The sequence below is a fragment of the Caloramator mitchellensis genome, from assembly GCF_001440545.1.
Classification (GTDB): domain Bacteria; phylum Bacillota; class Clostridia; order Clostridiales; family Caloramatoraceae; genus Caloramator; species Caloramator mitchellensis.
The window spans coordinates 14,032-34,842 of record NZ_LKHP01000018.1; the positions used below are offsets into that span (position 1 = coordinate 14,032).

Annotated in this window: 21 protein-coding genes and 1 tRNA gene; 2 read left to right on the forward strand and 20 right to left on the reverse strand. The window is 31.9% G+C overall.

Annotation, left to right across the window (positions count from 1 at the left end):
* Window position 1: 1 nt before the first annotated feature.
* The 14 genes from ABG79_RS10910 to ABG79_RS12315 all read right to left on the reverse strand — a co-directional run bounded on the left by ABG79_RS10910 (window position 2) and on the right by ABG79_RS12315 (window position 12,182).
* Window positions 2-430: a flagellar protein FlgN gene (locus tag ABG79_RS10910; RefSeq protein WP_057979503.1), complete on the reverse strand. Its 429-nt coding sequence runs from the start codon at window positions 428-430 to the stop codon at window positions 2-4.
* Entirely contained in the window at window positions 430-708 is a 279-nt protein-coding gene (flgM, locus tag ABG79_RS10915) for a flagellar biosynthesis anti-sigma factor FlgM (RefSeq protein WP_057979504.1), read from the reverse strand. Before flgM ends, ABG79_RS10910 begins: the two co-directional genes overlap by 1 nt.
* Before the next feature lie 93 nt (window positions 709-801).
* Window positions 802-1,920 carry a flagellar motor switch phosphatase FliY gene (gene fliY, locus ABG79_RS10920; protein WP_083490425.1) on the reverse strand — a complete coding sequence of 373 codons (1,119 nt, stop codon included), beginning with the start codon at window positions 1,918-1,920 and terminating at the stop codon, window positions 802-804.
* The gene (fliM, locus tag ABG79_RS10925) at window positions 1,913-2,902 is read right to left on the reverse strand and encodes a flagellar motor switch protein FliM (protein ID WP_057979506.1); all 990 of its coding nucleotides are present in this window, start codon (window positions 2,900-2,902) and stop codon (window positions 1,913-1,915) included. The genes fliY and fliM overlap by 8 nt, the downstream gene beginning before the upstream one ends.
* An 11-nt stretch (window positions 2,903-2,913) precedes the next feature.
* Window positions 2,914-3,309: a chemotaxis protein CheW gene (locus ABG79_RS10930; protein WP_057979507.1), complete on the reverse strand. Its 396-nt coding sequence runs from the start codon at window positions 3,307-3,309 to the stop codon at window positions 2,914-2,916.
* 13 nt (window positions 3,310-3,322) lie between these two features.
* Window positions 3,323-3,682 (reverse strand): chemotaxis protein CheY, encoded by a 360-nt coding sequence (gene cheY, locus ABG79_RS10935; protein WP_057979508.1) that lies wholly within the window; start codon window positions 3,680-3,682, stop codon window positions 3,323-3,325.
* 14 nt (window positions 3,683-3,696) lie between these two features.
* Entirely contained in the window at window positions 3,697-4,293 is a 597-nt protein-coding gene (locus tag ABG79_RS10940) for a chemotaxis protein CheC (protein ID WP_152978245.1), read from the reverse strand.
* Window positions 4,294-4,306: 13 nt separating this feature from the next.
* Window positions 4,307-6,268 (reverse strand): chemotaxis protein CheA, encoded by a 1,962-nt coding sequence (locus tag ABG79_RS10945; protein ID WP_057979510.1) that lies wholly within the window; start codon window positions 6,266-6,268, stop codon window positions 4,307-4,309.
* Between the two features lie 2 nt (window positions 6,269-6,270).
* Window positions 6,271-7,047, reverse strand: a complete 777-nt coding sequence (locus ABG79_RS10950; RefSeq protein ID WP_057979511.1) for a CheR family methyltransferase — start codon at window positions 7,045-7,047, stop codon at window positions 6,271-6,273.
* A complete protein-coding gene (locus ABG79_RS10955; protein WP_057979512.1) occupies window positions 7,047-8,081 on the reverse strand; it encodes a protein-glutamate methylesterase/protein-glutamine glutaminase in 1,035 nt (344 codons plus the stop codon). The genes ABG79_RS10950 and ABG79_RS10955 overlap by 1 nt, the downstream gene beginning before the upstream one ends.
* A 2-nt stretch (window positions 8,082-8,083) precedes the next feature.
* Window positions 8,084-8,572: a chemotaxis protein CheD gene (locus ABG79_RS10960; protein WP_057979513.1), complete on the reverse strand. Its 489-nt coding sequence runs from the start codon at window positions 8,570-8,572 to the stop codon at window positions 8,084-8,086.
* Between the two features lie 19 nt (window positions 8,573-8,591).
* Window positions 8,592-9,041, reverse strand: coding sequence for a chemotaxis protein CheW (locus ABG79_RS10965; RefSeq protein WP_057979514.1), 450 nt, complete (start codon window positions 9,039-9,041; stop codon window positions 8,592-8,594).
* Window positions 9,042-9,045: 4 nt separating this feature from the next.
* Window positions 9,046-10,887 carry a DUF342 domain-containing protein gene (locus ABG79_RS10970; protein ID WP_057979515.1) on the reverse strand — a complete coding sequence of 614 codons (1,842 nt, stop codon included), beginning with the start codon at window positions 10,885-10,887 and terminating at the stop codon, window positions 9,046-9,048.
* A 23-nt stretch (window positions 10,888-10,910) separates the two neighbouring features.
* On the reverse strand, window positions 10,911-12,182 hold the full coding sequence (locus ABG79_RS12315) for a phosphatase PAP2 family protein (protein ID WP_083490426.1): 1,272 nt from the start codon (window positions 12,180-12,182) through the stop codon (window positions 10,911-10,913).
* Window positions 12,183-12,301: 119 nt separating this feature from the next.
* Between ABG79_RS12315 and ABG79_RS10980 the strand changes: the two genes are divergently transcribed.
* Window positions 12,302-12,398, forward strand: a tRNA-Sec gene (locus ABG79_RS10980).
* 165 nt (window positions 12,399-12,563) lie between these two features.
* On the opposite strand, the gene selB is transcribed toward ABG79_RS10980, so the two are convergent.
* The 4 genes from selB to ABG79_RS11000 are packed head-to-tail and all read right to left on the reverse strand — an operon-like array spanning window position 12,564 to window position 17,549.
* Window positions 12,564-14,480, reverse strand: a complete 1,917-nt coding sequence (selB, locus tag ABG79_RS10985; RefSeq protein ID WP_057979516.1) for a selenocysteine-specific translation elongation factor — start codon at window positions 14,478-14,480, stop codon at window positions 12,564-12,566.
* A gap of 17 nt (window positions 14,481-14,497) precedes the next feature.
* Window positions 14,498-15,883 carry an L-seryl-tRNA(Sec) selenium transferase gene (gene selA / locus ABG79_RS10990; RefSeq protein WP_057979517.1) on the reverse strand — a complete coding sequence of 462 codons (1,386 nt, stop codon included), beginning with the start codon at window positions 15,881-15,883 and terminating at the stop codon, window positions 14,498-14,500.
* 15 nt (window positions 15,884-15,898) lie between these two features.
* Window positions 15,899-16,930, reverse strand: a complete 1,032-nt coding sequence (gene selD / locus ABG79_RS10995; RefSeq protein WP_083490427.1) for a selenide, water dikinase SelD — start codon at window positions 16,928-16,930, stop codon at window positions 15,899-15,901.
* Between the two features lie 55 nt (window positions 16,931-16,985).
* Entirely contained in the window at window positions 16,986-17,549 is a 564-nt protein-coding gene (locus ABG79_RS11000) for a ComEA family DNA-binding protein (RefSeq protein WP_057979519.1), read from the reverse strand.
* 110 nt (window positions 17,550-17,659) lie between these two features.
* Between ABG79_RS11000 and ABG79_RS11005 the strand changes: the two genes are divergently transcribed.
* Window positions 17,660-18,898, forward strand: a complete 1,239-nt coding sequence (locus ABG79_RS11005) for a D-alanyl-D-alanine carboxypeptidase family protein (protein ID WP_057979520.1) — start codon at window positions 17,660-17,662, stop codon at window positions 18,896-18,898.
* Between the two features lie 88 nt (window positions 18,899-18,986).
* On the opposite strand, the gene ABG79_RS11010 is transcribed toward ABG79_RS11005, so the two are convergent.
* A complete protein-coding gene (locus ABG79_RS11010; RefSeq protein WP_057979521.1) occupies window positions 18,987-19,370 on the reverse strand; it encodes a RidA family protein in 384 nt (127 codons plus the stop codon).
* Window positions 19,371-19,381: 11 nt separating this feature from the next.
* Window positions 19,382-20,811: class I tRNA ligase family protein (locus ABG79_RS11015; protein ID WP_083490428.1), on the reverse strand; the 1,430-nt coding region annotated here is incomplete at its 5' end.

Here is a 20,811-nt window from a genome sequence, read left to right on the forward strand (position 1 = left end):
CCTACACGGTCGCATTAAAAATGTTAGAAGATGTGTTTGCATCTAATGTGCCTGATTGCTTATATGTGACATTCTTCTGTGGAGACAATAAATTTGTCATTAGATGAATATAACCTAATGACTGCTTTGTAAGAATCATGTTGGTTTCGTTTTTTTCTTTAACGATATTTGCCTTTTCAATAAATTCTTTTGCAATTTCACTTGAAATAATTCCCTCTAAAACCAACTCATCAATCTTCTTTTCATTTAAAAGTTCTTTTCGTTTATTTTCAAGCTGGGAAATTTCTAAGGCAATTTCCCTTTTTTCGTTTAAAAGAGCTGCCACTTCTTCAGCATTATCCTTTTTCAACGCTTCTTTTTCCCTATCTAATAGCAATATAAGCCTTGTAAAAAGTTCTATAAATTTAAATATCAATTCCTTCACGTCCATTATTTATCACTTTCCTTCATAGCATCCATGATGCTTTTTGCTAATTTTTCTTCATCTACTTTATAATTGCCTTCTTTAATAAGGCTTTTTATTTTTTCAATATCCTTTGAATCTACATCTATTGTCTTTGCTATTTCCAAAAACTTTGCTATTTCTTTACCAGCCTTTGAAATTTCAATTGTATCTGATTTCTTTGCCACATTTTCTTTTGAATTTGCTTTCTTGGCATTTGAATTATAGACATTAATTACGTTATTTACATCCATCCTGACTTTCATAGTATCACCTCAAAAAATGTATATATTATCCTATTTAATTTATCGTAGTATATATTAAAAACTTTATAATAAAATTAAAGCCTCAGGAAAATTTTATCCCTGAAGGCTTTTTACTTTTTCTATATTGCTTATAATGCTTGTTATTCTGACTCCAAAGTTTTCATCTATAACAACTACTTCTCCATAAGCTACACGCTTTCCGTTTACAAGTATCTCAACTGGCTCTTCGGTTAATTTATCCAGTTCAATAAGGGAACCCTGTCCAAGTTCAAGTATTTCTTTAATCGTCTTTTTAGTTCTTCCTAAAACAACAGAGATTTCAAGTGGAACATCGAGAATTAAATCTATATTTTGCTTCTCGTGATGAGAAACAGGCTTTAATTCTGCAAAGGTAGCCTTTGAAACGTTAACTTGTTCCTTTGGAGGTTCAACCTTAGTTTCAATTCTTTGCTCTATAACTTTATGCTCTACTCTTTCAGTTATGTCCTTTTTTGCTTCGTTTTTTTCGTAGGCTGCTTCCTGTTTTACTTCTAATTCATTTTCAAAAAGGTCTGGCCCTCCAGACATTTTGCTGATTATTGCCTTTGCCGTTTTAATCGGAAGCAATAGCATTATTTCACTATCTAATAGCTCTTCTATAGTTAATCTAAAGGATATTTTAACTATTTTTTCATCTTCATTTATCAAATCCGATATTTTATCTACACCAGAACCCCATAATTTTGCCACTGGTGGAGTTATATTTATCGGGAAATTTAACATAGTTGAAAGAGATGTTGCGGAAGAACCTATCATTTGATTCATAGCTTCCTGAACCGCACTAATTTCTATTTCAGTAAGCTCAGTTCTAACATTAGCTCCAGTCCCACCCATCATTATATCTGCAATTATTGACGCATCTGTAATTTTTACAAGGAATAGATTCGACCCTTTAAGTCCTTCAATATATTCCACTTCAAGCGCCATAAGTGGAACAGAAAACTGAGCCTTCATTTGATTTAGAGTAGTAACAGAAACTCTTGGAGTAGTTATATTAACAATTCTGCCTATTATAGTTGAAAGTGCGGTTGAAGCAGAGCCCATTGAAATATTGCCTATCTCACCTAATAAATCTTTTTCCTCTTCTGTTAAGTCCTCCTGCGGCTCACTATTGCCAACACCCCTTAAAAGAGCATCTATTTCTGCTTGTGAAAGTATTCCTCCATCATGCATCGTCTTCCACATCCTTACCTATAATTTCATAGACCTGAACCCCTAATTTTTTCCCTATTATTCCTGGATAAACCTTAAAATGCAACCTATCTTCAACGTAAAAATCAAGAGGTTCCTTAGTATTTTTGTCAAGTTTTACTACATCACCAACTGATAAATTTAAAAACTCTTCGATGGTGATATTAGTTTTTCCAAGTTCAACATAGCATTGAGTAGTAACTGGTAATATATTTTTTCTAACCTGATTTTGTTCATTAGCGTCATTAACATCTGCTGTTGTGCTCTTATACTGAACAACAAATTTATCTATATACTTTTCGATAGAGATATATGGAATACACATATTCATGTAACTTTGACTATTTCCAATTTGAACAGAAAAAGTAATTAAGCAAACTGGCTCATTTGGGGCCATTACCTGATTTAGAACTGGATTTGTTTCTAGATTGTCAAACTTAAATTCTACATGAATAATGTCTTCCCATGCCAATTTAAGATTTTCAAGTAAAGTGGTGTTTATTTTCTTCACAATATTTTTTTCTATTTCTGTGAAGTCTCTTGTTTTAATGTGACCCTTACCTGAACCTCCAAACAATAAATCAATAACTTCAAATACAAAGGAAGGCCCAGTTTCAAACATAAAGATACCCGGAAATGGTTCAAGATAAAATGTCATTAGTATTGTAGGGTTAGGAATCGAATGAATAAACTCCTCAAAAGTAATTTGTTCAGTTGAAATAACTTTTATCTGAACAGAGGTTCTTAAATTTGCCGTTAAATAATTGGCAGAAATTCTGCCAAAATTATCATGAACCATTTCAAGTGTCCTAATGTGGTCCTTTGAAAATTTATTTGGACGCTTAAAATCATATTTTTTAACCTTCTGCTTTTCTTCTATTGAAGGTTCATCAATCTGTAGTTCGCCTGAAGTTAAAGCTGATAGGAGGGCATCTATCTCGCTCTGTGATAAAACTTCACCCATGGTATCCCCCCTTATCTAACAATTAGGGTTTCTCCCTCCAATAAAGTTATTATATTATTGTTAAGATTTATTATTCCTCTTATAAATTCTTGATTATCAACTGGCCTTTCAATTGAATCCATCTCAACTTCAATTACCTCTTCAACTCTATCCACCATAAATCCAACTTTTTCTTCATTTATTTCAACGATTATTATATTTTCTTCATTATCAGTATATGAAAATACATTCAATATTTTTTTTAAGTCCAAAATGGTAACAATGTTTCCACGCAGATTAACTAATCCCTTCACATAATATGGCGCTGTAGGAATTTTAGTTATTGTCATAACCTTTTCTATACCATGAACAAGGTTAGTATCTAAAGCGAACTTTTCATCGCCTATATTAAATATTACAACTTGCATAAATCGTCATCTCCTATCCTAATACCTTTTTTAGAGCTTCTAATACTCTTTCAGGTTGGAAAGGTTTAACTATAAAATCCTTAGCTCCTGATTTTATTGCCTCCATAACCATTGCCTGTTGTCCCATTGCTGAGCACATCACAATTTTAGCATTTGGATCAAATGACTTTATCTCTTTAACAGCTTGAATTCCATCCATTTCCGGCATTGTTATATCCATCGTCACAACGTCAGGTTTTTCTTGTTTATAAAGTTCAACTGCCTTTAATCCATTTGGAGCTTCACCTGCTACTTCATAGCCGTTTTTTACTAAAATATCCTTTAACATCATTCTCATAAAAGCCGCATCATCAACAATTAAAACTCTTGGCATGTTAATCCTCCTTATTATAAACCCAATTTATTTAATATTGTTTGAAGTGAACCTGGTTTTGGAATAAAGAAAAAATTACCTCCAGGTTCATTATCATCTTCAACAAACTTTGTATCTATGGCTAATATATAGTCGCTGTATTGCTCAGCATCGATAAAAGTTGAGCTTAATATTGCAGCGAGCATATCGTATGCAACAGCAGGAACAGAACTTACAAGATTTATTCCTGTAAACATCGCAAGTGAATTTAAATATGAATTGCCTAGTATGTTCCCAATTTCCTGATATAATGAAAAATATATTTCTTCACTTACAGCTTCATATCCTGTTAATAATATCTTGGAAAGTTTTTCTGCACTCTCTTCATTTAGCACAAACAGTATATTACCTGGAGCATCACCAAAAACTTTCAACATAACAGCTATTACTAAATCGTCTTCACTACCTATTCTATTAATCATTTCATCAAAGGTCAATATGTCAACTTGAGGAACCGTCATATCGACCTTTTTGTTTATCATCTGTGAAAGTGCAGTGGCTGCATTTCCAGCACCTATATTGCCTATTTCTCTAAGGGCATCTAATTGTATATCTGTTAAATTTATGTCCACTACAATCCCCCTCTTATACCAAGGCTGCAACATCCAAAATCAACGTCACTAAACCATCTCCAAGAATTGTTGCACCAACATATTCCTTTAAGTTTTGAAGCATTTTGCCTAGAGGTTTAATAACTATTTCTTGTTGTCCAAGTAGTGTATCAACCAAAAGACCAATTGTTTTTTCACCAACTCTAACAATAACAACAAATTTATTTTCACTATCAACTGATTCTAAATTAAGTCTTTCAGAAAGCCTTATCAATGGTATTACATTGTTTCTATAAATTATAACCTCTTTATTATTAGTCTTCTTAATTTCTGCGAGATTAATATTAATGACTCTGTCAATAAAGCCAAGCGATATTGCAAAAGTTTCTTCTGCAACTTTAACTAGCAATGCTTGAATAATAGATAATGTCAATGGAAGCCTAATTATAAAAGCTGTTCCCTTTCCAACTTCACTGATTAAATCTATTGTTCCACCAAGCGCTGTTATTTTAGTCTTAACGACATCCATTCCTACACCACGGCCTGATACGTCAGTAACCTTTTCACTTGTGCTAAATCCCTGAAGGAATATAAGGTTTCTTAAATCTTGTTCATCCATCCCTTCAGTATTTATTCCAAGCTGCTTTGCCTTCTTTCTTAATTTTTCTGGGTCTATACCTTTGCCATCATCTTCAATTTTGATAACAGCCTTATTTCCTTCTTGATAAGCAACTAATCTAACTGTTCCCTTTGAAGGTTTTCCAGATTTAATTCTTTCATCAACTGTTTCAATTCCATGGTCAATTGCATTTCTAAGAAGATGCACAAGCGGCTCGCCTATTTCATCAATTACAGTCCTATCAAGTTCTGTTTCTTCTCCCTGAACAATGAATTCAATTTCCTTACCAAGCTCCTGTGCAAGGTCCCTCACCATTCTTGGGAATCGGTTAAATACTTTTTCTATTGGTAACATTCTAACCTTCATAACAAGATCTTGCAAGTCCGTAGTGATTCTTCCTACTTGCTCTAATGTTTCATGCAATTCAGCTGATTTAAAACTACTACTAATCTGTTCTAGTCTGGTTCTGTGAATTACAAGCTCCCCAACTAGATTCATAAACTTATCGAGTCTTTCAAGGTCAACCCTTACTGATTGATGTATTTTTTTTACAGTTTTTTCTTCTTCTTGTTTTGGTTTTTCTGTTGCAACATGTTTTTCAACTTCAACATTTTCTACTTGTTTTGATGTTATTTTGCTCTTATATTTCTGAGCTATATCCTCAATATCAACGCCTTCGATTTCTGATATGCTGACTATTTTATCCTTTATTTCATCGCTAGTTTTTTGTGTTATCACCATCATGTAAAATTCTTGTTCAAAATTTTCCTTTTCTAAGTCATCGACAGAAGGAACTGATTTGATAATCTCACCAATATCTTCAAGAGTTTTATAAACAAGGAATGCACGTGCAGACTTTAATATAGTATCTTTATATATGGTTACCTTAATGTTATAAATATTATAATTTTTTTCTAAAGCCTGCTTTATTAAGTCCTCATCAAATTCATTTAATTGAATTTCTATTTTTTTGGTTGGTTTTTGTTCTATATTAGCTTGACCTTTTTCTATTTTTACAAGTTCCTCAATAATGTCCGTTATTTCTGCATCTTCAGTTCCCTTGTTCTGTATATTTTCAATCATTTCCTGCAATTTATCAAGACACTTAAACAATATTGTAATAATATCTGAATTAACTCTCAACTGGTCGTTTCTAAATTTATCTAATACATTTTCCATTTTATGAGTTAAATCTTGTATTTTTTCAAATCCCATGCTTCCTGCCATACCCTTAAGCGTATGCGCTGCTCTAAAAATTGTATTTATTATTTCCTTATCTTCAGGATTTTTTTCTAGTTCTAACATTCCGTCATTAAGTCTTTGAAGATTCTCATTAGATTCTTCAAGAAAAATATCCAGATATTGAGACATATCCATAATTAAACGCCTCCCGGTTTTCGATAAATAAATGTGGATGCTTTTTCAAAACCAAACTCTTTATAATTATAGATGCTTTCAGTTGCACCGACAAAAAGAAGTGCACCTGGTTTCATAGCATTAAAGAATTTTTTATAAATCTGATTTTTTATTTCCTGAGTAAAATATATTACAACATTTCTACATACAATCAAATCAAAGTCATTCTCATATCTGTCAAGAATTAAATCGTGTTTTTTAAATGTAACTCTTTCTTTTATAAAATCCTTAATAATATAGTTATCGTCTTTATGTTGAAAATATTTATTTAATAATTCATTATCTACGTTTTTTACATCTGATTGTTTATAAATGCCTCTTTTAGCAACTTCCAAAATCGTTGTATCAATGTCAGTTGCCAGTATATTATGCTTTTTATTTGGAGTTAGCTTATCTAGGATGATTGCAAGCGTATATGGTTCAGCACCATTTGAACAAGCTGCGCTCCAAATCTTCAAAGTTCTTTTTTCAGGATGCAGCTGTTCTTTTATTTTTCCTTCAAGCTCAAGAAATAAATCTTTATTTCTAAAAAACTCCGATACATTTATTGTTAAATGGTCTAAGAATTTCTTACTTAAAGCACTATCTGTTTTTAGCTTTAGTATAAATTCATCTTCATCCTTAGCACCAGCTCTTGTCATAAAGCTTTCAACTCGTCTTAGCAATTGTTTTGATTTATATGCTGACAAATCAATACTGTATTCCTTAAGAACGAATTGTTCTATTTTTTTAAATTCCATTAGTAATTCCCCCGAACAATTTTTGTAATTTCATCCGCAACTTTATTATCTGGTAAAACTATATCAACACAGCCAGTTTCATAAGCTGATTTTGGCATGCCATACACAGTGGATGTATATTCATCCTGAGCTATAATAGTTCCTCCATACCTTTTAATTTCTCTTACACCGTCAGCACCATCTCTTCCCATTCCAGTTAATATTACAGCAAGCAAATTGCTCCTATATTTTTCCGCTGCAGAAAAGAAAAGTTTGTCAACAGCTGGTCTTACGCCATGCATAGTTGGTGATAAATCAAGTCTAACTTTATTGCCTTCTATTATCATATGGTAACCGCCAGGCGCTATATATATTTTATTTTTTTCAATAATTAAATTATCAGCTGCCTCTAATGTGCGCAAATTGCTGTTTTTATCAATCCTTTCAGCAAATGCCTTAGTAAAACCTGCAGGCATATGTTGAACTACAAATATTGGAACTTCTAAATTTCCTGGCAAAACAGTAAGAATTTCATATAACACCTTAGGACCACCTGTTGAAGCACCAATTACAACTGCGTCAATTCTATTTGAAGGTTTCAACTTGGATTGTGTTATGGTTGCTGATTGAATTTTTCCCTTATTTTTTTTGTTGGATGATTTGGCATATCTAATTTTTTCAACAAGGTCATCCTTTACCTTGTTAATATCTAAAGAAATTGACCCAGATGGTTTTTGAATAAAATCAAAGGCACCTATTTGAAGTGCTTCTAGTGTAATTGCAGAACCTTCAGATGTTAAACTGCTGAGCATTATAACTTGTGCAGACGTTCTTCCTTTTACGGCCTTTAGAACTTCAAGCCCGTTTTTTTTAGGCATTTCAACATCTAAGGTAACGACATCAGGGTTTAATTTTAATATTTTATCTATTGCTATTTCTCCATCCTTAGCTGTGTCGACTACTTCCATATCCAACTCGCTATTTATCATATCCGAAATCATCTTTCTCATAAAAGCAGAATCATCGACAACAAGGACTTTTATTTTTTCGAACATAATTACAACTCCTTTATCCCTTTGCCAACTGTCTTAATAAATACCTTACCGCTATCTGATTCAAGAATCATTGTTCTACCAAAATTACCACCTAAATCTTCAGCTATTATTGGAATTTTCAGTTTTTGTAATGCTTGTTTTACAGCTTCGGCATTTCTGTTTCCAATATCCATACTTGCAGATTTGTCAGCAAAGGCAAACATACTAGCTCCACCTGCAATTTTGGCTTTAATGTAGTTAATTTTAGCTCCTGAATTTACCATTTTTTCAACCAACATAGGTATTGCTAAATCTGCAAATTTCATAGGATTTGAGTTGTTTGTAAATTTGTTGCTTTCAGGCAGCATTATATGAGCAAGCCCCGCTATTTTATTATATTGATCATATAATGCGATTCCAATACATGAACCAAGTCCTATTGTTATTAACTTTGTGGGTGGAAAAGCTACATTTAAGTCCCCTATCCCTACCTTGATTTCATTTAACTCCATGCTATCTACTCCATTGTGGCTAAATTTCTAATTCAGCAATTTCTTCTTTTGAAATTATTTTCTCAGTATTTATCATCATGATAATTCTATTTTGCAATTTTATAATATTCGATAAATATTTATTTTCTTTTCCTCTTATCAAATCAGGAGATTCTTCCATGTTTTTCGTATCTATGTCTAGAACCTCTGATACATTGTCTACAACGAGTCCTATATTTTTATTTTCAAACCTAACTACAATAATTTTTTTATCCTTTGTTTCATCACGATTAGGTAAACCAAATCTTTTTCTCAGGTCAATTATTGGTATTATATTATTTTGGTAGTTAATTACCCCCAGAACATAATCAGGTGATTCAGGTATTTTAGTAGGCTCAATATAGCTTAATATTCTTTCAACCTGAGAAATGTCGGCTGCAAATTCTTCATTGTCAAGTTTAAAAATAACAATTTTGTTTTCAGTGCTCATATTCTCACCCCTCATATTTTAATTTCTCGACAAACAACTCCCCGTTCTTGTAAAAAGCCCTTAATGATTTTACTGGATAATCAATTTTATAAATCATTTCATCAAAATATAATACAGTGTTTTGAAAAGCAATGTTTGCTTCTATAACTCCTCTTTTGGAAGTTTTTAAAACAGTTAGAACTCCCGCATGAGAGCCTACTTCTTTTAATTTGATATTGCCATTAGCAACCGCCTGACCTCCCCTAAAAACGCTGCCATCAGCATGAAAAATGATATCATTTTTTGCTGTTATTGTAGTATTATAGCAACCTTTTCCCTTAATTTCTACATTGTGGCTTGCAAATATTTCTGAATTTTGACAGTATATTATATAAACATCTGCTGGAGAAAAACTTATTTCAAAACTATCTATAGTATTTTTGGTTTGAGATAAAACACTAGTTATTCGGCTAAAATCTGTTAATTCATTGTTTCTTATGTCCATAAAAATAGCATAAAGATTTTTCCACGCAACAAGCAATTCTCCTTGAATATATTTAGTAAAAAAATAGTCATAATTAGATAGTTCGTTAAACTTTAATGGATATTTCGACTCTAAAATCAATTTGAGTATTTGACCTATGTTTTTATCAGGTTTTACTTTTCCTATCTTTAATAATTCTGAAAATGCATTTATTGAATTTGAATATGCCTCAAACGCGTCTTTTAAATAGTTTATAGCCTTTTCAGTATTTAATTCTGCTGAGCCTGCTTTTATTTTTGACGATATTACGTTTTTATTTATTATAATGTTCCCTGCTGCGCAGATTTCTGCATTTGTAACATCCCCCATTATCGTAACTGTATTTCCTGATTCAATTTTAAATCCGTCAGTTAACGAGCCTTTCACAACAACATTTCCATCGTATTTTATATTTCCAGTTTTAATGTCTATATTTCCATTAATGCTTAATACGTCAAAAACACATATCTTATTTGATTTATTTTCAGGCATTCCACTTATAGATGCAACAACCTTGTTGCCTTCTAACTGACAACCAACGCCAGCGTTTAAATTTAGAATTTTTCTCTTGTTTGGTTTAATTGGTTTACAATGAACATCAATACCCGGAACTCCATCTTTTCCCTCCACTTTTTCTGCTAATATTGTTCCTACCTCCACATATTCAAATACTTCTCTGTTAAAAAAGTCCACCTTCTCATTTTCATCTATTGCCTTATTTTTATCTATGCCAAAATAATATATAATCTTATCGTCTATTGCTTCTGATGGTTTTCTTCCCTCAGCTATAATGAAAATTCCTCCATTTAGTGCCTCTTCTAGTGCATCTCTTTTTATACCATAACAAATGTTATTTTTCTTTAAAATTTCTTCTACTTCTTCCCGTTTAAATTTATAATAAGCTTCGTTCTTAATTTTGCCTTCCACAATAAGTTGAGTTTGAGGAATCATATCATGAATCTCATACTCTAAATAAGGCTCATATTCAACTTTGAGAGTTGCCGTTAATCTATCCTCACTTATAGTTAAATTCATATTTCTTTTACCTTCAATTTTGAGCGGAATAATTCTAACTTTATCTGAATTTGTAACTTCTACTTTTTTTGTAACTTTTTCATCGTTTAAAATTACTTCAACCCCCTTGCCTGGAATCAACACTGCTGGGAAATCACCTTCTTCAAAATAAATCTCACCATTTTTTATGCCAATTTTAGTTTTCTTCCCTAAAATATTGATAATATAAAGAGAGTTTTCGAATTTTATTTCATGTTCATAATCCTCAATGTTTATCACTTTATTAGCCTTTTCAATCGCTTCTTCTCTTGTTATGCCAGTAAAAACCAAAATAATCCCCCCATTTTTAAAAATTATTTAACAATTTTATTATACACTAAATAAGCTGAAAAAGAGTAAATTATAGCCACAAGCCATCCTGCCAATACATCGCTAAAATAATGCACCCCTAAATATACCCTACTAAGTCCCACTAATAGTGAATATAAAATAATACAAATATTAATGCATCTCTTTTTTCTATAATTAAATGAATCGTTGACTAACAAAATATACAATAGCGACCAAGTTAAAAAAATCATTGCATGTCCACTAGGGAAACTATATCCACTTTGAGAAATTAGCCTTGAAAAATCAGGTCGTGGACGTTGAAATATTGCTTTTAATGCTTCATTAAATAACCATACAATCAATATATTGATGCCAAAGAAAAAAGTTAAGGCTTTTTTTCTATTCTTATAAAGAACTACTATAATAATTATCGTAATAATTATGACAAAATAATAGTCCCCTGTCCTTGTAATTGTTTCCATTATTAGATTTAGTATAGGATTTCTTATTTTCATCAGATTATCAAAAATATAGTTATCAATTCTATAAAATACATTGAAACTAAAATCCTCTATAAGTTCAAATATGAACATCAATGAAAATAAAGATAATAAGATGCCAGTTAAATAATAAAAAGTAATTTTATCGATAGTCTTATATTTTAAAAAGAAGTCGTATGTATTTAAATAAATTCTCTTAATATTATTTTTAGTAGTTTTTGATATTCTGTTATTTTTCACTTGCTTAAATATTAAATAAAATATAAATAGTAACAAAGATATTACAACAGTTATTACCTCAAAGTAGTTTGTAAGAAGGTATTTTGCTGTATCACCTAAAAAATAAACTAAAAAAGCTTCAATAAAAAATCTTAAACCTCTTCCTATTATTGAAGCAATTGTAAATACAGAAATAGGAACATTGAATACACCTGCAGAAATTGTAAAAATCTTATATGGTATTGGAGTAAAACCAGCTATAGCTACTGCCCAACCCCCATAGTTTTTAAAATAAAATTCTACTTTGTTTATTTTCTCTTTTTTGAATATCTTATATAGTATTGGTCGTCCTAATTTTTTACCAATAAAGTATCCCAGAATTCCACCCAATACAGAGGTTGCGGTTGTTATAAATGCATAAACAAAAGATAATTTTGGATTAAAAAACATCATAGGAAGTAGCACTACATCAGGCGGGATTGGAAAGAAAGATGATTCTGCAAATGATAAAGCTGATAACCCAATTATCCCGAATTTTTGTATAAATTCAATGAAATGTTGTAAAAAAATTTGCATTTTGTCACCTCAACAAGCTATTAGTTGTATAATAATATAATAAGAAAAATAATTAATTTTATCAATAATTACATTGACAAATATAGAATACTTTAATAAAATAATATTTGTCGAATGATGGGAGTAGATAGGTGCTGGTGTGCCTGCCGGTCTTCAAAACCGTGTTGACGTGCTAGGACCACGTCGGGTGGGTTCGATTCCCACATACTCCCGCCATTTTTTTGTATTTTTTAAGTAAGCAAATATGTTATGATAAAGTCCCATGAATGATTTTAAAAGAAAACTCGCTTATTAGTGAGCAAGACCCTTTTTTCATTCATGGGACTTTTACGTATTCTTAGTATTTGTACAAATTGACAAACAATTCAAGAACTCAAGAAATCAAGTGAATGTCACCAATATCCTCTTGTCTTCGACTCTTTTAGTGAGCTTTATCGAATCAAAATGTTCTAAAATTGCAACTGCATATTTTCGACTAGCATTTATCATATCTCTAAATTGGGCAGCAGTAATGCTTCCTTCATTTTTAATAAAATCAATGACCATTTGTCTTGCATTGTCGTAGTTTTCCTTTGTAATATATATTTCTTCATCGATTTTAACTAATATTCCAAAGTCTACTATAGCCTCAAATACCATTTTTGCAGTTTTTTCTTCTCTTCCAAATTTTTTAAATATTTCATCCGGCTTTGGAGGTTGATAAGCTGAAGAAATAAATTGCTCAAGTATCCTTGTTTTGATTTCTTCCTGCCTTTTTTCTAATTTTATTTCTCTACCCTTTGAGCCAACAATAGCCCCCTGTATTTCTATTAAGTCTTTGCTGAAATATTCAAGTATGTTGTCAAATAATTTTTGTTTGATATTCTTTCCAAATATTCTATTCTTAAATTCTTCCTTAGGAATTCCAAATTTAAGTGGATTTTGTTTATAAAAATCTATTAATATTTCATTTATCTTAGTTTTAATTTCCTCTATGTAGGTTTTATGGAAATATATATCAGCGTCACTTGAAGAAATTTTTATCACCTTTCCTTCTGAAATAATTTCTTCAATAAATTGGTTTAAATTTACAAAACTTTTACCTATCAACTTGTTTAATTGTTCAAAATCAATAAACATATGGCTGTTAGCTTTAATAGTTTGCTCTACTATTTCCTTTGGGTCTCCCTTTTCCTTGAGTAGCAGTGCATCAATGACTTCTTTATCAAATGGTTTATGTTTTTCAGGAGCTGCATCAAGTATAGTTCCTCCACCTATCGTCATCATAGGTGAATAACTTCTTATAATATATTTGTCACCTCTTAAAGCCGATATAGGAGATTCCAGCCTTATTTGGATAAGCGCAGTATCACCTGGATTTACTATCTCTTTATCTAAAATAACAACCCTTCCCAATATTTCACTTGTTCCATGGTATATTCTTACTCTATCCCTGTTTTCAAGAGGATGTTTAGCGTCCTTTAAATAATTCAATCTGCAGTCAATCATATGAGAAACCTTTAAGGACTCAGGTTTTGATAATACATCTCCGCGTTCTATTTCGTCTTTCTTAATGTTAGCAAGATTGATAGCAACTCTCTGACCTGCCTCAGCTTTCTCAACTGACTTTTCATGAACCTGTATTCCTCTGACTTTGCTAATTATACCCTTTGGATATATTTCGACAATATCGCCTTCACTTATTGTTCCAGATATTAATGTTCCTGTAATTACTGTGCCGAAACCGCTGACTGTGAACACTCTATCTATAGGAACTCTAAAGGTAGTTAAAATATCTCTATCTTCTATATTTTGTGTCATTTCTTCAATAGTATTGACTAATTTATCAAGTCCTTCGCCTGTGTGGGATGATACAGGAATAATTGGTGCATCCTTAAGAAAAGTATTTTTTATCGCAGCTTTCACGTCTTCTGTTACCAATTTTATCCATTCGTCATCCACAAGGTCCTTTTTAGTTATTACTACTATGCCTTTTTTTATATCAAGAAGGTTTAATATATTCAAATGTTCCTGGGTTTGAGGCATTACCCCCTCATCTGCTGCTATTACAAGCAAAACAACATCGATTCCTGTCACGCCTGCAAGCATGTTCTTTATAAATCTTTCGTGCCCAGGAACGTCAACTATTCCTGCTCTTCTGCCTGATGGCAAATCAAAATATGTAAACCCAAGATTAATTGATATTCCTCTTTCCTTTTCTTCCCTCAATGTATCCGTATCATGTCCGGTTAATGCCTTAATTAGCGTTGTTTTGCCGTGATCAATGTGTCCTGCAGTTCCTATTATGACATGTCTCATCTTTTCACTCCTTTAAGCTATAAAATTTTATCAAATGAATTTACTATTATTTCATATTCATCTTCAAAAATAGTTCTCAAATCCAACAAAATCTGTTCTTTATAGACTCTAACTATAATAGGAATATCTTGCATCCTTAAACATTTTTCTACTTCTTCTATTTTTTTATCATTTGGTTTTATGCTTACAACATATGTAGGTATTGTTTCAAGAGGCATCGCTCCTCCACCAAATTGGGAAACATCGCTTTGAATATTTATTTTTGCTTTTAATTTTAATTTATTTTTTAAAAGCCTCTGTAGTTTTTTTGCTTTCTTTTGAACTGTAGAAATATCCATTGTAATCATGTTTAATGATGGTATTTCCTTAATCGCCTTCTCCTCATCAATATATAGTTTAAACGTCGCCTCAAGCGCTGCAAGCGTCATTTTATCAATTCTGAGCGCCCTCGTTAACTGATTTTTCTTCATCATGTCAATGTATTTTTTCTTTCCAACTATAATGCCAGCTTGAGGCCCTCCAAGAAGTTTATCCCCGCTAAAAGTTACAACATCAGCGCCCTTTTTAATGCTTTCTTGAACTGTTGGTTCATAACTCAAACTATACTTTGAAAAATCAATCAAAACACCGCTTCCTATATCTTCTACAACAGGTATATTATATTTTTGGCCGAGTTCTACTAATTCTTCAAGAGCAACTTCCTTTGTAAAGCCTAATACTTTAAAATTGCTCTGATGAACCTTTAAAATTATCCCTGTGTTTTCAGTTATAGCATTTTCATAGTCAAATAGGTGCGTTTTATTAGTAGTTCCAACTTCTATCAATTTAGCTCCGCTTTGTTCCATGACAGCTGGAACTCTAAATGAGCCTCCTATCTCAACAAGCTGTCCTCTTGATACTATTGCTTCCTTTCCTTTAGAAAGAGTTGAGAGCACAAGCATTACTGCAGCTGCATTGTTGTTAACAACCATAGCAGCTTCAGCTCCTGTTATTTTGCATATTATTTTCTCAACATGGCTATACCTTGAACCCCTTTCACCCATATTAAGGTCAAATTCCAGGTTGTTAAACTTGCTTGCTACTTCAACAACTGCTTCAATGGCAGACTTTGAAAGAACTGCTCTTCCAAGATTAGTATGTAGTATTGTTCCTGTTGCATTAATAACTCTTTTTAAATGATTTTTGTTCTTATTATATGTTAATGTTACAATAGCATTTATTATTTGTTCATAATCTATTTCGTTTAATTTACCTGATTTAATATTTTCTCTGTAATCATCAAGAGTTTCTCTTATGGCATCCATAAGTAAATTTCTTGGAACATCTAAATTGATAATCCTTTGCTCTGAAAGAATCTTATCAACCTTTGGAAGCTTTGATAATAAATTTTGATTATTAGCCATTTTGGTGCCTCCTATTTATTCAATTATTATATGTTTATCCTCAAGATTTTGGACATAACCTGCAAGAAATGCATCTATACCACTTTCTTTTAATTCATGCAATAGTTTAATTCCTTCTCTCTCCGGCAGGGAGAACATAAGTCCTCCAGAAGTTTGTGGGTCAAAAATTAAATCCAGCATAAAATCCTCAGAGATTTTACTTATATACTTTCCTGATATATAGCTTTTATTTCTGTATGTTCCAGCTGGAACTAAGCCCATTTTTGCATATTCAACTGCACCATCAATAAATTTAATATTGCTGCTAATTAATCTTATGCTTACATTGCTTCCGCTTGCCATCTCAAACGCATGCCCTGCAAGTCCAAAACCTGTTATATCAGTGCAGGAATTTATATTGTATTTAAATGCTATTTCTGCAGCATACTTATTTAGTGTTGACATATATTTAACAGCTTCTTTTATATGTTTTTCTTCAGCTATCTCGCCTTTTATTGCCGTATTTATAAGACCAGTTCCAATAGGTTTGGTTAATATCAATACATCTCCAACCTTTGCATTTGCATTGGAAAGAACTTTATCAGGATGAACAGTTCCCATTACCGATAATCCGTATTTGGGTTCATCATCGTCTACAGTATGTCCACCAACTACTATTGCTCCTGCCTCCTTTACTTTTTCTGCTCCACCCATCAATATTTCGCCAAGAATATTCATATCTTTACATTGAGGGAATGTTACTATGTTCAGTGCAAGAACGGGCTTACCTCCCATAGCATATACATCTGACAATGAGTTTGTAGCTGCAATTTGACCAAACATATAAGGGTCATCAACAACCGGTGTAAAAAAATCCAACGTTTGAATAATTGCGTAATCGTCAGTTAATTTATATACTGCAGCATCATCAGATGTTTCTATGCCAACTAATAGCCTATCATCATTAAATTTTGGAAGTTTAGATAATATATCTGATAAGGCCTCCGGCCCTATTTTAGCAGCTCAGCCAGATGCTTGAGTCATTTGAGTCAACTTTATTTTGTCCATACAATCACATCCTTTCTAAATGTAATTGTATACAAAATAAAGTTTTAATTCAACATTATCTGACGGTTATTTTATCTTTTATGCTTTCAAACATCTTGTCTCCTATTCCGCTTACATTTTTAATATCCTTTATATCCTTAAAAGGTCCATTTTTTTCTCTAAAATCTATTATTCTTTGGGCAAGAGCATCTCCTATTCTTGGCAATTTTTTAAGTTCTTCAATGTTTGCTGTGTTTAAATTTATTTTGTCAGAATTATTAGCATTATTAGTTACTTGAACATTCTTATTCGGGACAAAAATATAGTCTTCATCCTTTAGTTTCATAGCTAAGTTTAAATTTTCCTTTGCAGCGTTTTCTGTAAATCCACCACTAAGTTCAATCAGTTTGTATAATCTTTCACCATCTTTAAGAGAGTAAACGCCAGGTTTAATTACCTCACCACATATATATACCTTTATGTCCTTTTCAATCTTAGATTGTGTTTCTATGTTCTCAGACTGCCTTACCACAGTTATATCATTTTTGTTACTACCTCTATAGTAAATAATTGAAATTAACAATAAAATTATTGTGCTAAAAACAGCTAAGCCTATTTTTTCTCTTCTTGTTATTTCCATAAAATCACCTCGTCTATTAATATAGACATAAAATTTATATTATAAACATTGTATATAGTTCTATTTTTTTGGTAAAATAGATTTGTTAAATTAGACGGAAGGAGATTATCATGAAGAGGATTTTTGTTGCTATGGTTTTATTTTTTTTATTCTCACAAACAACATTTGCTCAAAACAAATTAAATATTTCTGCTGAAGGAGCAATCTTAGTTGATTTGAATTCAGATACAATATTATATGAAAAGAATAAAAATTTGAAATTGCCTATGGCTAGCACAACAAAAATAATGACTGCATTATTAGCTCTTGAAAAATGCAAGCTTGAGGATAAGGTTATTATTGGTAGTAAACCGCCTTTTGCCGACGGAAGTAAAATATACCTCTTAGAAGGCGAAGAATTGACAATAGAGCAGCTATTAAACGCATTATTGATTGAATCAGCCAATGATGCCGGTCAAGCTATTGCAGAATATATATCGGGAAGTGAAGAAGAATTTGCAAAACTTATGACAAAAAGAGCTGAGGAACTAGGATGCAGAAATACAAATTTTGTAAATGCTACTGGATTATACGACCTTAATCACTATACCAGTGCTTATGATTTATACCTTATAACTAAAAAGGCATTTGAATTTCCAGCCTTCAGAGATATAATCGCTAAGAAAAAATATATAATACCTCCAACTAACAAGCAACCTGAGACAAGGTATATTTACAATCATAATAAGCTTTTAAATGGCAACAAGAGGTATCACTATGAATGGGCTGATGGCGTAAAGACTGGATATACAATTAAGGCAAAGCACTCATTTGTAGGCTCAGCAACTAAAAATGGAAGAACTCTAATTGCTGTAGTTTTGAAAAGCGATGCTACATATTATGCTGATGTTATCAACCTATTCAATTATGGTTATAATGAGTTTAAAGATTATTTGGTAATAGATAAAAATACGGCAGCAACTTATATAAGCATTAACGATAAAAGAATACCTCTATATCCACAAAATGATATTTATGTTAACCTAAAAAATAATGAAAATTTGCACTCAATCTATAAAAAAATAAACATAAATAGTAACCTTCAAGAATTTGCAAAGGGAGACATCCTTGGAAACATTGAGTTGTATAAGGATGGAACTATAATTAAATCCGTCCCTTTGATTGCAGGAGAAGGTTACCAAAGTGCAATATATGATTTGAAGTATAAAGGTGACGGAAAATATAGCAAAAAATTATCGAATAAGATTATGATACCAATTTACTTCTTACTAGGCTACTTAACATTTAAAAAAATACGCGCAGTTAGACGTAGGAGATTGATGAAAAAAAATTTACTTAAAAATAAATAAATTTAAATTTATCAGTGTTATTATTGAAAAAAGGCCATCATATTTTTTTGATGGCCTTTTTTCTTATTGAGTTTATCGTTTCATCAGATTATTTAATAACTGCAATTGCTTCAATTTCAATAGGAGCATCCTTTGGAAGACGTGCAACCTGCACTGCTGATCTAGCAGGCATATTATCAACAAAGTATTCTGCATAAACTTCGTTAACCTTAGCAAAGTCGTTTAAATCCTTTAAGAAGACTGTTGTTTTTACAATGTTGTGCATTGTTGAACCTGCAGCTTCGATGATTGCTTTAATGTTTTCTAAACACTGAACTGCTGCGTTTTTAATATCATCAACTATTAGTTCGCCACTTTCAGGATTAATTGGAAGCTGACCTGATGTAAAAATCATATCTCCAACTAAAATGCCCTGTGAATATGGACCTATCGCTGCTGGTGCATTATTTGTAGATATTACCTTCTTATCCATAGTAACCTCCATCATTTAACAACAATATTTACTAATTTACCAGGAACAACTATTTCCTTAACAATAGTTTTTCCTTCAAGAGCTGGCTTAACCTTATTATCATTTTTTGCAGCTGATAAAAGCATATCTTTATCTGCATTAACTGGAACTATAATCTTTCCTCTTAATTTTCCGTTAATCTGGACTACTACTTCTATTTCATCTAATTCTAACGCTTTTTCATCGTAATTAGGCCAATTTTCTTCATGAACGCTATTATTATGTCCCATTTTTTGCCACAATTCTTCTGTAATATGTGGAACAAACGGTGCTAAAACAAGAATCATCTTTTCAATTCCTTCTGCAATTATACCGTAATTTGGATTCTCAATATCCTTATATTGATACATTGCATTAACAAGTTCCATTACAGAGCTTATAGCTGTATTGAAATTAAATCTTTGTGATATGTCCTCTGTAACCTTTTTGACAGTCTGATGAATAGCTCTTCTAATATCCTTGTCTTCTTTTGTCAATTCACTTAAGTTGAATTCTTTTCTCCCTGAGCACTTAGGCGCTAATTCATCTACCAGCCTCCAAACTCTATTAAGGAATCTAAAACAGCCTTCGACCCCTTGGTCACTCCATTCAAGATCTCTCTCTGGTGGTGCTGCAAAAAGTATGAACAGTCTTGCAGTATCTGCACCATAATCCCTTATTATTTCCTCAGGGCTTACAATATTTCCCTTTGACTTTGACATCTTTGCTCCATCCTTTAAAACCATTCCCTGTGTTAAAAGGTTTGTGAATGGTTCGTCTACAGGAGATATATTGAAATCATACAATGCCTTTGCAAAGAATCTCGAATATAAAAGATGAAGTATTGCGTGTTCAACACCGCCAACGTATTGGTCTACAGCCATCCAGTATTTTGCCTTTTCATAATTGAAGGCCTCTTTTTCATTTTTTGCATCAGTATACCTAAAATAATACCAAGATGAACAAACAAATGTATCCATTGTGTCTATTTCTCTCGTTGCCTTTCCACCACACTTTGGACAAGTAGTATGAATAAAGGTTTCAGAAGTAGCAATTGGAGACTCACCCTTGCCTGTAAACTGAACATCCTCAGGAAGCAGAACTGGTAGTTGTTCTTCTGGGACTGGAATTTCGCCACAATGTTCGCAGTAAACTATTGGAATAGGTGCTCCCCAGTATCTCTGTCTTGAAATTAACCAGTCTCTTAATCTAAAATTAATCTTTTTTTCTCCAAATTTATTTTCGGCAATATAATCAACTATTTTTTCATATGCATCTGTATTTTTCATTCCATTAAAGTTACCTGAGTTAATCATATAGCCATCTTCAATATATGGCAATTTTACATGCTCTGAACTCAATTGAGATGTTATTACAATCTTTATTGGTAAATTATATTTTTTAGCGAATTCGTAATCTCTTT